Source organism: Streptomyces sp. NPDC053367 (genome assembly GCF_044545925.1).
GTDB lineage: Bacteria > Actinomycetota > Actinomycetes > Streptomycetales > Streptomycetaceae > Streptomyces.
In genome coordinates this window covers 338,508-353,129 of the sequence record NZ_JBITYN010000002.1, presented here as the reverse complement: position 1 = coordinate 353,129, position 14,622 = coordinate 338,508, and the positions used below count along the sequence as shown (strand labels likewise).

General features: G+C 73.0%; 11 protein-coding genes. 8 read left to right on the top strand and 3 right to left on the bottom strand.

Annotated features, from left to right (window positions below):
• Positions 1-35 precede the first annotated feature (35 nt).
• Positions 36-2,321, bottom strand: a complete 2,286-nt coding sequence (locus tag ACIGXJ_RS08100; RefSeq protein ID WP_399642498.1) for an MMPL family transporter — start codon at positions 2,319-2,321, stop codon at positions 36-38.
• Between the two features lie 369 nt (positions 2,322-2,690).
• Here ACIGXJ_RS08100 and modA point away from each other — a divergent pair, with 369 nt between their 5' ends.
• The 7 genes from modA to rph all read left to right on the top strand — a co-directional run bounded on the left by modA (position 2,691) and on the right by rph (position 11,937).
• On the top strand, positions 2,691-3,485 hold the full coding sequence (modA, locus tag ACIGXJ_RS08095; RefSeq protein WP_399642497.1) for a molybdate ABC transporter substrate-binding protein: 795 nt from the start codon (positions 2,691-2,693) through the stop codon (positions 3,483-3,485).
• 107 nt (positions 3,486-3,592) lie between these two features.
• The gene (locus ACIGXJ_RS08090; RefSeq protein ID WP_399642496.1) at positions 3,593-5,527 is read left to right on the top strand and encodes an ABC transporter permease; all 1,935 of its coding nucleotides are present in this window, start codon (positions 3,593-3,595) and stop codon (positions 5,525-5,527) included.
• 644 nt (positions 5,528-6,171) lie between these two features.
• Positions 6,172-6,279, top strand: a complete 108-nt coding sequence (locus ACIGXJ_RS08085) for a keywimysin-related RiPP (RefSeq protein WP_110635242.1) — start codon at positions 6,172-6,174, stop codon at positions 6,277-6,279.
• A 168-nt stretch (positions 6,280-6,447) separates the two neighbouring features.
• A complete protein-coding gene (locus tag ACIGXJ_RS08080) occupies positions 6,448-8,316 on the top strand; it encodes an asparagine synthase-related protein (protein ID WP_399642495.1) in 1,869 nt (622 codons plus the stop codon).
• Positions 8,313-8,570 carry a lasso peptide biosynthesis PqqD family chaperone gene (locus tag ACIGXJ_RS08075; RefSeq protein WP_399642494.1) on the top strand — a complete coding sequence of 86 codons (258 nt, stop codon included), beginning with the start codon at positions 8,313-8,315 and terminating at the stop codon, positions 8,568-8,570. Before ACIGXJ_RS08080 ends, ACIGXJ_RS08075 begins: the two co-directional genes overlap by 4 nt.
• An 82-nt stretch (positions 8,571-8,652) precedes the next feature.
• Complete coding sequence (locus ACIGXJ_RS08070; protein ID WP_399642493.1) at positions 8,653-9,069, top strand: lasso peptide biosynthesis B2 protein; 417 nt, start codon at positions 8,653-8,655, stop codon at positions 9,067-9,069.
• A gap of 273 nt (positions 9,070-9,342) precedes the next feature.
• Positions 9,343-11,937: a rifamycin-inactivating phosphotransferase gene (gene rph / locus ACIGXJ_RS08065; protein WP_399642492.1), complete on the top strand. Its 2,595-nt coding sequence runs from the start codon at positions 9,343-9,345 to the stop codon at positions 11,935-11,937.
• 28 nt (positions 11,938-11,965) lie between these two features.
• Here rph and ACIGXJ_RS08060 read toward each other — a convergent pair whose 3' ends face one another.
• Positions 11,966-13,078 carry an AI-2E family transporter gene (locus ACIGXJ_RS08060; RefSeq protein WP_399642491.1) on the bottom strand — a complete coding sequence of 371 codons (1,113 nt, stop codon included), beginning with the start codon at positions 13,076-13,078 and terminating at the stop codon, positions 11,966-11,968.
• A gap of 10 nt (positions 13,079-13,088) precedes the next feature.
• Positions 13,089-13,502 carry a hypothetical protein gene (locus tag ACIGXJ_RS08055; protein ID WP_399642490.1) on the bottom strand — a complete coding sequence of 138 codons (414 nt, stop codon included), beginning with the start codon at positions 13,500-13,502 and terminating at the stop codon, positions 13,089-13,091.
• Between the two features lie 93 nt (positions 13,503-13,595).
• Between ACIGXJ_RS08055 and ACIGXJ_RS08050 the strand changes: the two genes are divergently transcribed.
• On the top strand, positions 13,596-14,495 hold the full coding sequence (locus tag ACIGXJ_RS08050) for a DUF72 domain-containing protein (protein ID WP_399642489.1): 900 nt from the start codon (positions 13,596-13,598) through the stop codon (positions 14,493-14,495).
• Positions 14,496-14,622: the final 127 nt, after the last annotated feature.

Genomic DNA, 14,622 nt, shown 5'->3' with positions numbered 1-14,622 from the left:
GCTGACCTGGGTCCGCCGGTCCCGTGGTCCCCGGGTCAGCGCCGCCCGCCCCGTCCGGACGCCGGGCTCGGCGCCGGCTCGGCGTCGGCGTGGGCGGCGGCCTCGCCCTCCGCGTCGATGTGGGGCAGGATCCGGTCAAGCCACCGCGGCGTCCACCACGCCGATCTGCCGAGCAGGGTCATGGCGGCCGGTACGAGGAGCAGGCGGACGACGGTGGCGTCGATGAGCACGCTCGCGGCGAGGCCCAGGCCGAGCATCTTGACCACGATGTTGTCGCTGATGACGAACGCGGCGAAGACACTGACCATGATGAGGGCCGCGCACGTGATCACCCGCGCGGTGATCTCCAGGGCGTGGGCGACGCTCCCCTTCGGGTCACCGGTGCGCAGCCACGCCTCATGGACGCGGGACAGCAGGAAGATCTCGTAGTCCATGCTGAGCCCGAAGACGATGGCGAACATCATCATCGGTACGTAGCTCTCGATGGGCACCTCGCCCGAGACGCCCAGGGCCGGCCCGCCCCAGCCCCACTGGAACACCGCCACCACCACACCGTACGAGGCGCCGATCGACAGCACGTTGAGCACGGCCGCCTTGACCGCGACGAGCACACCGCGGAAGACGACGAGGATCACGAGGAAGGCGAGGCCGACGACGACGGCGATGATCAGCGGCAGTCTGCTGGAGACGATGTCCAGGAAGTCCACCTGGGCGGCGGTCGTGCCGGTGACGTAGGTCCGGGCGTCGGTGCCGGACACCGCCTGCGGCAGGACGTCGTCCACGAGGTGGTTGGTGAGTTCGGTGGTCTTCTCGTCCTGGGGTGCGGCGACGGAGTAGGCCGTCGCGATCAGCACGTCACCGTCCGACGTCGGCTTCAGCGGCGTGACGACGGCCGCGTCCGGGACGTGGGCCAGCGCGCTCTGCGCCTTGGACTGCAGAGACGACCGGTCGGAAGCGGGGACGTGCGTCTGGTCGATGACCAGTGTCAGCGGCCCGTTCGAACCCGGGCCGAAGGCCGACGACATGAGGTCGAAGGCGCGCCGGTCGGTGAACGACTTCGGGTCGGCCCCGTCGCCGATGTGCCCGAGCTGGATGAACAGCAGGGGCACCGCCAGCACCGCCAGGGTCAGCACGCCCGAGACCAGGAACCACCACGGGCGGCGCTCGACCCGCTGGGCGTAGCGGTGCCAGGTGCCGTGCGCCGCCTCACCGGGAGCGGCGTCCGTCTCGGCGATCGGCCGCCGTACGTGGAGCCGGTCGATGTGCCGCCCGAGCAGCCCCAGCACCGCCGGCACCAGGGTGAGCGCCCCGAGGACGGCGGTGACGACGGTGACGGCCGCGGCGAGCCCCAGCTTGCCGATGAAGCTGATCCCCGACACCCACAGCCCGGACAGGGCGATGATCACCGTGCTGCCGGAGACGAGCACGGCCCGGCCGCTGGTCGCCGCCGCCAGTCCGGCCGCCGTGGCGGGGTCGCGTCCGTCCATGAGGTTCTGCCGGTGGCGGGTGATCAGGAAGAGCGCGTAGTCGATGCCGACGCCCAGGCCGATCATCGTGGCGAGCGTGGGCGAGACGGTGGCGAAGGTGAAGGCCGCCGCCAGCAGGCCCAGCAGGGCGAGTCCGCAGATCACCGCGATCAGCGCGGTCACCAGCGGGGTCACCGCGGCAGCGACACTGCCGAAGCCGATCAGCAGCACCAGGATCGCGACTGCGAAGCCGATGCCCTCGCTGCCGCGGTCGTCGGCCTGGGGACGCGCCAGTTCGCCGAGCGGGCCTCCGTACTCCACCTGCACGTCCGCCGAGCGCAGCGGCTCCACCGCCTTGTCGACACCGTCCAGGTAGGACGACCCGAGCGTGGAGGGCTGCACGTCGAACCGTACGGTGATGTACGCAGTCTTCTCGTCCGACGACAACGGGCCGACGTTCGTGGCGCCCTGGGCGGGTGGCGGGGTGCCGGGGGCGGGCAGGGGGTTCTGCGCGCTGAGCACATGGGGCAGCTTCTGCAGGTTGCCGACGGCCGTGCCGACCGGTCCGCCGACGTCGGTGAGCGGCTTTGCGGAATCGTGCAGGACGATCTGCGCGCTGTACCCGCCCGCGGCGGGCTCGTGGGCCTTGAGCACGTCGAGGCCGTCCTGGGACTGGGACCCGGGCAGGGTGAAGTCGTCCGAGTAGTCGCCCCCGCCCGCCCGGTCCAGCACCTGAAGCCCCGCGAGGGCCACCAGCCACAGGACCACGACCGTCACGCTGTGGCGCGCGCACCACGACCCGGTCCGCCGGAGGGCGCCCTTGCGCGGCGGCGTCATGCTCTGTGGCGGCGCCATGCGCCCTCCCGGAACCCCAGGCCCGGCCGTGAGGAGCCGCGGCACGACGACGCGCGCCCGCCCCTGAGCGGGCGGCGCGCCTGATGCGCCCATTCCACAAGGCCGAGCGCCGTTCGGCACATCGCACGGGGCCCTGAGAGTGAACCGGGCCCTCACCGAGCCGCTGTCCCACCGACGGTGCCGCTGCGGTCATGACAGCGGAGCCAGACGCCTCGTCCATATCTACGATGCACCTCTCATTCGCCATGGAGACTCCCACTACTTTCTTGCAGATGCGAGGACTCTGGCTCTACGGTGGCGCATATGCAGCCATCGGCCGTCGGCGCGACCGGCCGGTACTCGCCTCGTCGCCAAGGAGTCCAGTTCCTCATGTCCCTGTCTTCGACCAGACGTCGTGCCGCCGCTGCCGCCCTCGCCGCAGCGCTGCTGGTCACCCTCGCCGCCTGTGGCGACGCCGACGCCGAGAAGGACACCGGCGGGCCCGCGGGCGCCGCTTCCGAGGCCGATCTGACGGTCCTCGCCGCCGCCTCGCTCACCGACGTGTTCCGGACGGCGGGCGCGGCCTACGAGAAGGCGCACCCCGGCACGAGGATCACCTTCTCCTTCGCCGGCTCGCAGGAACTCGTCGCCCAGGTCTCCCAGGGCGCCCCCGCCGACGTCCTCGTCACCGCCGACACCAGGAGCATGGACAAGGTGCGGGCCGACGCCGGCACACCGACCGTCATCGCGAAGAACCGACTCGTCATCGCCACCGGCAAGGGCAACCCGCACAAGGTCGACGAGCTGAAGGATCTCGCTGACACCGGCCTCAAGGTCGTGCTCGCCGCGCCCGAGGTGCCCGCGGGCAAGTACAGCAGGCAGATCCTCGACGCGCAGCGGATCACGGTGCAGCCGGTCTCCCAGGAGCCCAGCGTGCGTGCCGTGCTCAGCAAGGTCGAGCTCGGCGAGGCCGACGCCGGCCTCGTCTACAAGACCGACGCCGACAGCGCGAAGGACAAGGTCGACGCCGTCCGGATCCCCGACGCGCAGAACGCCGTGGCCGAGTACCCGGCCGCCACGCTCAAGGACTCGAAGAACGCCGAGGCCGCCGCGGCGTTCGTGGCCTGGCTGTCCTCGGCGCAGGGCCAGAGGATCCTGCTGGACGCCGGCTTCCAGAAGCCGTAGCCGAGGGGGTCATCGGTATGACCAGGTGTCCTCCGTTCTTGTGTCTTCGTGTCCTTGTGTCCTTGTGTCCTCGTGTCCTCGTGTCCTCGTGTCTTCGGGAACAGTGCATGCAACGTCCTCGCGTAGGTAAGTCCGGCGGCCGTCCGCCCCTTCTGCTGGCGCTGCCCGCTCTCGCGGCGGTGGCCTTCCTGGCGCTCCCGCTGGCCGGCGTCCTCGCACGGACCGAGTGGGGCGAGCTCGGCGGTCATCTGAGCTCGCCCGGTACCGTCGAGGCGCTGAAGCTGTCGCTGCTGGTCTCCGTCTGGGCGCTGGGGCTCTCGCTGCTGCTCGGCGTCCCGCTGGCCTGGCTGCTCGCCCGAGTGCCCTTCCCGGGCAAGGCGTTCGTCCGCTCGTTGGTGCTGCTGCCGATGGTGCTGCCCCCGACGGTCGGCGGAGTCGCACTGCTCCTCGCCTTCGGGCGGCGCGGACTGCTCGGACCGTGGCTGGAGGACACCTTCGGCGTGACGCTGCCGTTCCACACGTCCGGCGCGGTCCTCGCGGCGACCTTCGTGGCCATGCCCTTCCTCGTCATCAGCCTGGAAGGCGCGCTCGGCGGACTGCGCCCGCGCTACGAGGAGACGGCGGCGTCCCTCGGTGCCTCGCCGGTGCGGGTGTTCTTCACCGTCACGCTGCCCATGGTGGCGCCCGGCGTCGTCGCGGGCGCGGCTCTGACCTGGGCGCGGGCCCTCGGCGAGTTCGGTGCCACGATCACCTTCGCGGGCAACCTGCCCGGCGCCACGCAGACCCTGCCGCTCCAGGTCTATCTCCTGCTCCAGGACGCCCCGGAGGCCGCGACCTCGGTCTCTCTGCTGCTCCTCGCCATCGCCATGACCGTGCTGGTCACCCTGCGCGGCCGGTGGACCGGCGCCCCGGCCGACCGTGCGCCCCGCACCGCGCACGAGGGCGACACCGATCCCGTCCCGGCCGAAGCGACGGCCGCCGCTCCCCGGCCGGCTCCGCCCGGGGAGCGCTGGTCGATGCATGCCGAGGTCACCGGCTTCACCCGGCTCACCCTCGACGCCGGCCCGGGCACCACCATCGCCGTCGTCGGCCCCAACGGCGCCGGCAAGACCACCCTGCTCCGCGCGCTCCTCGGGCTCACCCCCCGCGCCCACGCGGACCTCATCCTCGGCGGCACCGACGTCACCGACCTGCCCCCGCACCGGCGGCGGGTCGCGTGGGTGCCGCAGGACGGCGCCCTCTTCCCGCACATGAGCGCGCTCACCAACACCGCCTACGGCCTGCGCGCCCGAGGAGTCCCGCGAGCCGAGGCCCGCCGCGAGGCACAGACCTGGCTGGACCGCCTCGGGGTCGGCCACCTGGCGCACCGCAGGCCGGGCCAGCTGTCCGGCGGACAGGCCGGTCGGGTCGCCCTGGCCCGCGCGCTCGCCGCCCGCCCCCGGCTGCTGGTGCTCGACGAGCCGCTGGCCGCGCTGGACCAGACGACCCGCTCCCACGTCCGGCACACGCTGCGCACCCACCTGGCGGGCTTCGGCGGCGTGTGCCTCATCGTCACCCACGACCCGGTCGAGGCGGTGTCCCTCGCCGACCGCGTGCTCGTCCTGGACGAGGGCCGCGCACTGCAGGACGCGGCTCCCGCCGAGGTCACCCGTCACCCCCGGTCCCCGTGGGTGGCCCGGATGCTCGGCCGCAACGCCTGGCCCGGCACGGCCACCGCGGACGGCCTCGCGCTCGACGCGGGCGGCACCCTGATCGCGGCCGAAGCGCCGCCGGCCGGTACGGCCGCACTCGCGATCGTCGCGCCCGAGGCGGTGTCCGTCCACCGCGAGAAGCCCACCGGCAGTCCCCGCAACGTCTGGCCCGGAACCGTGCGCGAGATCACCGCCAGCGGCAGCCGGCTGCGGGTCCTGATCACCTCCGACCGGGTGCCCGACCTCGTCGCCGAGATCACCCCTCAGGCCGCCGCCGAACTGGGCCTCGCCGACGGGGCGCCCGTGTGGACCGGCGTCAAGGCGACCGAGGTCACCGTGGTGGCCCTCTGATCGCGGCTCAGCAAACCTGATCCGCCGCACTCCCCCGACGGCGAGCCGCCCGTCCCGAGCCGGGTTTCCGGGCCGGGTTTCCGGGCCGGGTTTCCGGGCCGGGTTTCCGGGCCGGGTTTCCGGGCCGGGTTTCCGGGCCGGGTTTCCGGGCCGGGTCTCCACCGGACGCATCGCGCCGAGCCGCCGGCACCCCCTCCCCCGCACACCGCGTTGGAGAGCGGCAAGTGCCGCTTTCCGGCCATTGCGGCAGCGATCGGCCAGTCGCCGCCGGCGACCGGAATCCCGGCTACCGCATCTTCCGAGTTCAGGAGGGGGCTCACGCATGTCCTGACCCCCTGACACCCGGGGCGACCCGGCCGAAAACCGGCGTCGGCCCCCGGCGGGGGCAACGTGAGTACCCCGCCCCTCGTGAAACATGACCAGGCACCGGCAATTCGTGAGCTGTGAGGCACATGTGACGACAGGGAAGATCCCGGGGCCCGTCCCGGATGGCCTGCGACCCCCGTTGTGGACCGGGAAACCGCCCGCCTAGCTTTGTGCACTGCGTCGGCACCCCACCCACAAGGTGCGGAACGCCGGCTCCTGCGGCAGGTGGGGCGACCCGCTTGCCGCGACAGAGAATTCATCGACGAAGGGAAATGACGATGGCTTACGAGCGTCCCACCCTCACCAAGGTCGGCGACTTCCAGAAGGTCACGGGCCTGGCCGGGACGGGCAGCCCGGACCTGCTGGGCGGCCACAGCCTGCTCTGACCCTGCGCGACCAAGACCCTCTGATTGTCATGTACACCTAATCAGAGGAGTCGGTCGGGGCGTGGGCGGCGCTGCCGGTGCCGCCCGCGCCCCTGCCCCGTACCGCCGACCGCGACCGACCGCTCCAGATCGCCCCCGACCGCACCCGACCGGAAGGACCCGCCCATCGTGACCGGCCCGTCGTCTCCCGCCGGGGCCCGCTGGTTCCTCGTCCTCCCGGACACCGACGCCGTCGCGGCACTCGCCGCGCGGGCCCGCTCGCGTGGCACCCGGGAGATCCCGCACAGCTCCGGCCGGCCCTGGCTGATCGGCCGCTGGCCGGACGACGCCGTGACCACGGCCGTGTGCGGACCCGCCCGACTGGCGGTGCTCGGCCAGCACGCCGTGACGGCCGAGGAGGCGGAGCGCGCGGCCCGTACCGGCTCGCCCGAGGCCGCCGACGCGTACGCGAGGAGATGGCCCGGCAGCCATCATCTGATCGTCTCCTTCGACGGCAGCACACTGGTGCGCGGCACCGTCACCGGCGTCCGGAGCGTCTTCGCCGCCGAGGCACCGGGAACCCACGGCGCCCACCTCCTGTCCGACCGTGCCGACGTCCTCGCCGACCTGACCGGCGCGGACCTCGACGAGGGCCGGCTGGCCGTGCACCTGCTCAGCCCCGGCATCCTGCACCCGCTGACCGTCCAGACCGTCTGGCGCGGTGTCGACGTCGTCCCCGGCGACCGGCGCGCGCTGCTCGACCGCGACGGGCGCCTGCGCACGAGCCGCTGCTGGACCCAGCCGCCGGCCGAACTGACGCTCGCCGAAGGGGCGCGGCTGGTGCGGGAGCGGCTCGCGGACGCGGTCACCGTGCGCGTCGCGGGCCGCGAACTGGTCAGCGCCGACCTGGGCGGCGTCGACTCCACCGCGGTGGTCGCCACGGCCGACCGCGCGGGCGCGAAGACCGTCGCCTACACCGCGGGCGTCCACGACGTCCTCGGCGACGACGTCACCTACGCACGGCGCACGGCCGAGGCACTGGACGCGGTGGAGCACCACGTGGTGCCCGCGACCGCCGTACCCCTGACCTTCGACCGCGTCGACACGCTCGACGACGACCTCGACACCCCGTCGCTCTACGCGGTCAACCGTCACCGGCGGATGTACATCGTCGAGCGGGCCGCGGAGCGCGGCTCCCCGCTGCACCTGAGCGGCATGGGCGGCGACGAACTCTTCAGCGGCGCCTCCGCGCACGTCCACGGTCTGCTGCCACGCCATCCCCGTACGGCCTGGCGGCTCGCCCGCGGCTTCACCTACCGGCACCGCTGGTCCCGTCGCACGGCCCTGGCCCAGCTGCTGGACCGCCGCTCCTACGGATCCTGGCTGGAGCGCGTCGCGTACGACCTCACCCGACCGCAACCGCCGATGTCCGTCCCGCTGTTCACCTGGGGCACCCCGCCGCGGCTGCCCCCGTGGGCCACCGGCCGGGCCGTCGAAGCCGTACGCGAGCTGATCCTGGAGCAGACGCGCGAGGCGCAGCCGCTCGGCCCCGGGCACGGCGGGCACCGGGAGCTGGCCACCCTGCGGACCCTGGCCCGCTTCGCCCGGCACGTCCAGCAGATGTCCGAACCCCTCGGCGTCGACTTCGCCGCCCCCTACTACGACGACCCGCTCGTCGAGGCCGCGCTCGCCGTACGGCCCCAGGAGCGGGTGACGCCCTGGCGGTACAAGCCGCTCATCGAGGAGGCCATGCGGGGCGTCGTCCCCGAGGCCAGCCTCCACCGGACCACCAAGGCGCACGCCGCGTTCGAGGAGGAGACCGGGCTGCGCCGGCACCGCTCCGCGCTGCTCGCCCTCTGGGAGGACTCCCGGCTGCGGGAGTTGGGCCTGGTCGACGTGGCGGCCCTGCGCGACTGGTGCCTTCGACCGCTCGCCGCCGACCTGGAGAGCGCGCTGCTGCATCCGACCGTCGGCTGCGAGGTGTGGCTGCGCGCACGCGAACGACAGCGCGGCCCCCTGCGGCCGACGACAACCGACACGGGAGGTATCACGGCATGACGATGACCCTGCGGCCCGGCGTGGTGACGGCCGACACCGAGTACGGCATGGCCCTGCTCGACCAGAGCAGCGGCGAGTACTACACCCTCAATCCCACGGCGGCGCTGATCGTACGGACCCTGCTGGACGGCACGAGCAGGCAGCAGGCGGTGACGACCCTCACCGACACGTACGACGTGAGTGCCGAGCAGGTCGAGGAGGACATCACCCGCATCCTGGAGGAGCTGCGCACCGCGAAGCTCCTGGCCGCCTGACCCGACACCCCCTCAGCCCCCTCCGCCCCTCGCCCCTCGCCCCTCGCCCCTCACGTCCCCGTCGTCCCGGAGGATCGCCGCAATGTCCACCTCGCAGGTCGTCCCCTACGATCCCCGGTCGGTGCCGCTGGGTCAGCGGCTGGTGACCCGGCTGGTCGTCGGCTGCGCCCATCTGCTGGCCCGGCAGCCGCCCGTGCGCATCCGCGCGGTGCTCCTCCGGCTGCGCCGCGGGGCCCGCCCCGCGACCCTCCAGGAAGCCGCCCGGGCCCGGGAGACCGTCCTCGCCGTCAGCCTGGCCGCCGGCGGCCAACAGGGTTGCCTGCCCCGGTCCCTGGCGACCGTGCTGCTGTGCCGGCTGCGCGGCCAGTGGCCCACCTGGTGCGTCGGCGTCCGCACCCAGCCGCCGTTCGCCGCGCACGCCTGGGTGGAGGCCGAGGGGGTGCTGGTCGGTGAGGGCGCGCCCGCGGACTACTTCCAGCGGTTCATCACGGTGGAGTGAGCGGCGGGGAGACCCCGGACGGGGCGCCGGCAACGGCAGCCCGACCATGACGAAGGGCAAGGAGGTCACTCTCCTTGCCCTTCTCAACGTATAGCAGGCAGGGGGGCTTGCGGCAAGGCCGGGGGCGGGGCGCAGAATCGTCGGCCAAGGCCACAACCTGCGGAAATGGGGGCACGACGTGCCGGTTTCATGGTCGGTGTACGGGGCGCGGGAGTTCGCGTCAGGCGACTGGTCCGGAGGGCGGCGCGGCGCGGCGCTCCCGGAGGTGTCGCGATGAGCGAGCCGTACGTGCGGGACCTGCGGGCGGTCGACGAGACACAGGTCGCCGTCGTCGGCGGCAAGGGCGCGCACCTGGGCGGGCTTCGGCGGATCGACGGCATCCGTGTGCCGGACGGCTTCTGTGTGACGACGGAGGCCTTCCGGCGGGTCATGGCGGACGTGCCGTCGATCGAGGACCGGCTCGACGAACTGTCACGCGTGAGCCCGGACGACCGGGACGCGATCCGCACGCTCAGCGCGCGGATCCGCCGCGGCATCGAAGAGGCCGCCCTCCCCGAGGATCTCGCCGCGGCGATCACCCGCGCGTACGCCCGGCTCGGCGAGCGGACCGCCTGTGCCGTGCGGTCCAGCGCCACCGCGGAGGACCTGCCGACAGCCTCCTTCGCCGGCCAGCAGGACACGTACCTGAACGTCGTGGGGCCGAGCGCGGTCCTCCGGCACGTCAGCCGGTGCTGGGCCTCGCTGTTCAGCGAGCGGGCCGTGACCTACCGCCGGCGAAACGGCATCGACCACCGCACGGTGCACATGGCCGTGGTCGTGCAGGAGATGGTCCTCCCGGACGCGGCCGGCGTCCTGTTCACGGCCGACCCCGTGTCCGGTCACAGGAAAGTGGCCACGGTGGAGGCCGGGTTCGGCCTCGGCGAGGCCCTCGTGTCGGGCCTGGTCAACCCGGACGTGTTCACGGTGCGGCAGGACGGCGTCGTCACCAGGACGATCGCCGCCAAACAGCGTGCGGTGCACGCCCTGCCGGGCGGCGGTACGCGGGAGGTGGCGGTCGACGCGCCACGGCAGGAGCAGCCGGCGCTGACGGACGCTCAGGTGCGGGAGCTCGTGCGGCTCGGGCGGCGGATCGAGGCACACTTCGGGTGTCCGCAGGACATCGAATGGTGTCTGGCCGACGACGGCTTCCAGATCGTCCAGAGCCGGCCGATCACGACGCTGTTCCCGCTCCCCGAGGTCGACGACCAGGAGAACCATGTCTACCTCTCCGTCGGTCACCAGCAGATGATGACCGACCCCATGAGGCCCTTGGGGCTGTCCGTGTGGCGGTTGACGGCCATGGCACCGATGCTCGAGGCCGGTGGGCGGCTGTTCGTCGACGCCACCCCGAGACTGGCTTCGCCCGCGGGCCGCGCCGCGCTCCTGGACGTCGTAGGGCGATCCGATCCGCTGACGAGGGACGCGCTGGAGACCGTGCTCGGCCGGGACTTCGTGCCGTCACTGCCGGACGCGGGTCCCGGCGGGCCGCCGGCCGGCGGGGCGGCCGACCCGGTCGAGACCGACCCGGACATCGTCGAGGAGCTGGTCCGGCGCAGCCAGGCGTCGATCGGCGCGCTGCGGCGCGACATCCGGACGAGGACGGGGCCGGCGCTGTTCGACTTCCTGCTGGAGGCCTTCGCGGAGCACAAGCGGGTCCTCGGCGACCGGCTGAGCATGCAGGCGATCATGGCGGGGATGGAGGCCACCTGGTGGCTCAACGACAACCTGCAGGAGTGGCTGGGCGAGAAGAACGCGGCCGACACGCTCACGCTGTCCGCGCCGGGCAACATCACGTCGGAGATGGGACTGGCGCTGCTAGACGTCGCGGACGCCGTCCGTCCGCACCCGGAGGTGGTGGCGTTCCTGCGGGGCGTCGAGGACGACGGCTTCCTGGACGACCTGGCGAAACTCCCGGGCGGGACCGAGGCGCGCGACGCCGTCGAGGCCTACCTCGACCGGTACGGCATGCGCTGCGTGGGCGAGATCGACATCACCAGGCCGCGGTGGCGTGAGCGTCCCACCGCCCTGGTGCCCGCGATCCTCGACAACGTCAGGAACTTCGGACCGGGCGCCGCCCGGCGGCGTTTCGAGCAAGGACTGCGGGAGGCGCGGCAGAAGGAGCAGGACGTGCTGGCACGCCTGCGGGCCCTGCCGGACGGGGCGCGGAAGGCCGACCGGACCAAGGAGATGATCGACCGGGTCCGCACGTTCATCGGATACCGGGAGTACCCGAAGTACGACGTGGTCAGCCGCTACTTCGTCTACCGGCAGGCCCTCCTGGAGGAGGCCGATCGCCTGGTGCGGGCCGGTGTGCTCGCCCGCAGGGAGGACATCTACTACCTCACCTTCCAGGAACTCCACGACGTCGTGCGCTCGCGGCAGGTGGACCATGGGCTCGTCCGGCGGCGCGAGGAGGCCTTCCGGGCGTACCACGCGCTCACCCCGCCCCGGGTGCTCACCTCGGACGGCGAGGCCGTCGACGGGGCGTACCGGCGCGACGACGTGCCGGCGGGTGCGCTGGTCGGCCTGCCGGTCTCCGCCGGGACCGTCGAGGGAAGGGCCCGTGTCGTCCATGACGTGGCGGACGCCTTCCTCGACGCGGGCGACATCCTGGTCACGACCTTCACGGACCCCAGCTGGTCGCCGCTGTTCGTCGGGATCGCGGGCCTGGTGACGGAGGTCGGCGGGCTGATGACCCATGGCGCGGTCATCGCCCGGGAGTACGGCTTGCCGGCCGTCGTGGGCGTGGACCGCGCCACCCGGCTGATCCGGGACGGGCAGCGGATCCGCGTGCACGGCACCGACGGGTACGTCGAGTTCCTGTCGTGACCGGCCCGCGGGGCGGGCGTTCGCCGTGCTAGGAGGCAGCGGCACCGGGCGCCGGTTCGTCGCCGCCCGGTCCCGCCGACGGCTCGGCGAGCTGTTCGCGCACGTAGTTCCAGACGACGGCGATCAGGGCCGTCACGGGGACGGCGAGCAGGCTGCCCACGATGCCCGCCAGATTGCCGCCCAGCGTCACCGCCAGCAGGATCACTCCCGCGTGCAGGCCGAGCCCACGGCTCTGGATGATGGGCTGGAAGACGTTGCCCTCCAATTGCTGCACCACCACGATGATGGCCAGCACGATCAGCGCGTCGGTCAGGCCGTTGGACACCAGCGCGATGAGGACGGCGACGAACCCGGCGAACAGCGCGCCCACGATCGGTACGAACGCGGTGACGAAGGTCAGCACCGCCAGCGGCAGCACCAGCGGAATCCCGAGGATCCACAGACCGAGGCCGATCAGCACGGCATCCAGCAGGCCGACGGCGGCCTGGGACCGTACGAACGAACCCAGGGTGTCCCAGACACGGGCGGCGACGGTGGGGACGTCGGTGGCGAGCCGGCCGGGCAGCTGGCGGGCGAGCCACGGCAGGAAGCGGGGGCCGTCCTTGAGGAAGAAGAACATCAGGAACAGCGCCAGCACGGCGGTGATCACACCGTTGACGACCGTGCTGACTCCCGTGACGACGGCGGTGACCGCGCTGCCGATCCCCTGCTGGGCCCGGTCGACGGCCGAGTCGAAGGCCTTGTCGATCTGGGCGTCCCCGATGTTCAGCGGCGGCCCGGCGGCCCAGTCCCGCAGCCGGTGGACGCCTTCGACCACGCCGTCGGTCAGATCGCCGGACTGGGAGGCCACCGGAACCGCGATCAGCGCCACGACCCCCGCCGTGAGAAGCAGGAACACGACGGTCACCACCGACGCGGCGAGAGCCGGAGCCCATCCCTTCGAGCGCAGGAAACGCGTCGGGGGCCACGTCAGTGTCGTCATCAGCAGTCCGACGACGAGCGGCCAGACCACCGACCACATCCGGCCGAGCAGCCAGAGGGCCACCACGAGCATCACGAGGACGAGCAGCAACTCGACGGAGACACGGGCCGATGTACGAAGCGCGGCGCGGGATTTCGTGGAACTCAACCTGGCAGACATGGGGTTCACCCTAGGGGGAGCACCCGCCTCGGTCGGCGCGGTGGTCCCGGGAGAGCAGCCAGGTCCAGCGCCGGCGCTCCGTGACGACGGTAGCCGCGGCCAGTACGGTCACCGGCACCGCCGCCCAGGCGGGCCAGGCGAGCCAGGAGGAGATCACGGCGGCGGCCAACTGGAGCAGCACCAGCAGGATCGTGCCCCATCCCGGCACGGCGACGATCACATGGGCCTTGTCCCCCGGCGTGGAGAACAACGTCGGCAGCCCGATCAGGACCACCACGGACGCGGCGGCCGGCAGCCACGAGTGCGCGGCCAGCGCCCAGGGCGTGGCCACCCAGGCGACGAGCTCCGTCGCGAACCGCAGGACGGACGCGGTGCGGTCGTCGGGGCGCTCTGAAGTCGTCGGTGCGGCAGCGGCGTCGGTCACCTGCGGACGATCTCATGACGCACGGTCGGCCGCCAGGGGTTTCGGCACCCGGCGTCGCCGCATCCGGTGAACACGGGCGGGTAATCGGGGGTGATGGGAGACATCCTCGTAGGAACGTGTTCATGGACCGACCCGGCGCTGACGCGCAGCGGCTGGTACCCCGCCGGAAAGCGGGACGCGGAAGGGCGGTTGCGGCACTACGCCGAGCGGTTCCCGGTCGTCGAGGTCGACTCCTCCTACTACGCCCTGCCCAGCGAGCGGAACAGCCGGCTGTGGGTGGAGCGGACGCCGGACGGGTTCGTCTTCGACGTCAAGGCGTTCTCGCTGCTCACCGGGCATCCGACGCGCAGCGCGGCGATGCCGGAGGGGCTGCCCGCGGATGCCCGGGACCCGGGGGTGCTCGACGAGGTCTGGTCCCGGTTCACCGCGGCGCTCACACCCCTGCGGCGCGCGGGGCGGCTGGGCAGTGTGCTGCTGCAGTTCCCGCCCTGGTTCAGGCCGGGGGCGCGCGCGGAGACGGTCCTGGAGCAGACCGCACGGCGTTGCCGGGGCTGGCCCCTGGCCGTCGAGTTCAGGCACGCGTCGTGGTGGCGGGAGGGACAGGCCGAGGCCACGTGCGCGCTGCTCGCGCGGTACGGGATGGCCGCCGTCGCCGTCGACATGCCCCAGGATTTCGCGGGCGCCGTGCCGCCGGTCACCCCCGTCACCACGCCCCGGCTGTCCGTCGTACGGTTCCACGGGCGCAGCGCCGCGTGGGAGGGCGGCGACAAGGAGGAGCGCTACCGGCATGCCTACGGTGACGGTGAACTCGCCGAGTGGGTACCGCGGTTGCATGAACTCGCCGGGCAGGCCGAGCAGGTGCACGTGCTGTTCAACAACTGCTGCGGCGACGCCGCGGTGCGGGCCGCCGAGAGGATGGCGCGGCTGCTCGGGACCGTGCCGGCCGCGGGGCCGGGTGCGGCGGCGGAACGGGCGGCGACGGCGGGATCGTAGGAGCGGCCGGATTGCAGGAACGGCGGGCCCGGCCGGAACGAGCGGCGTCGCCGGGCGCGGGACCGCACCCCGGCCGTCCGACGCCGGCCGGCCCTCGTGCGGGGCGAGGTCCGTCGGCGCCGTGCGG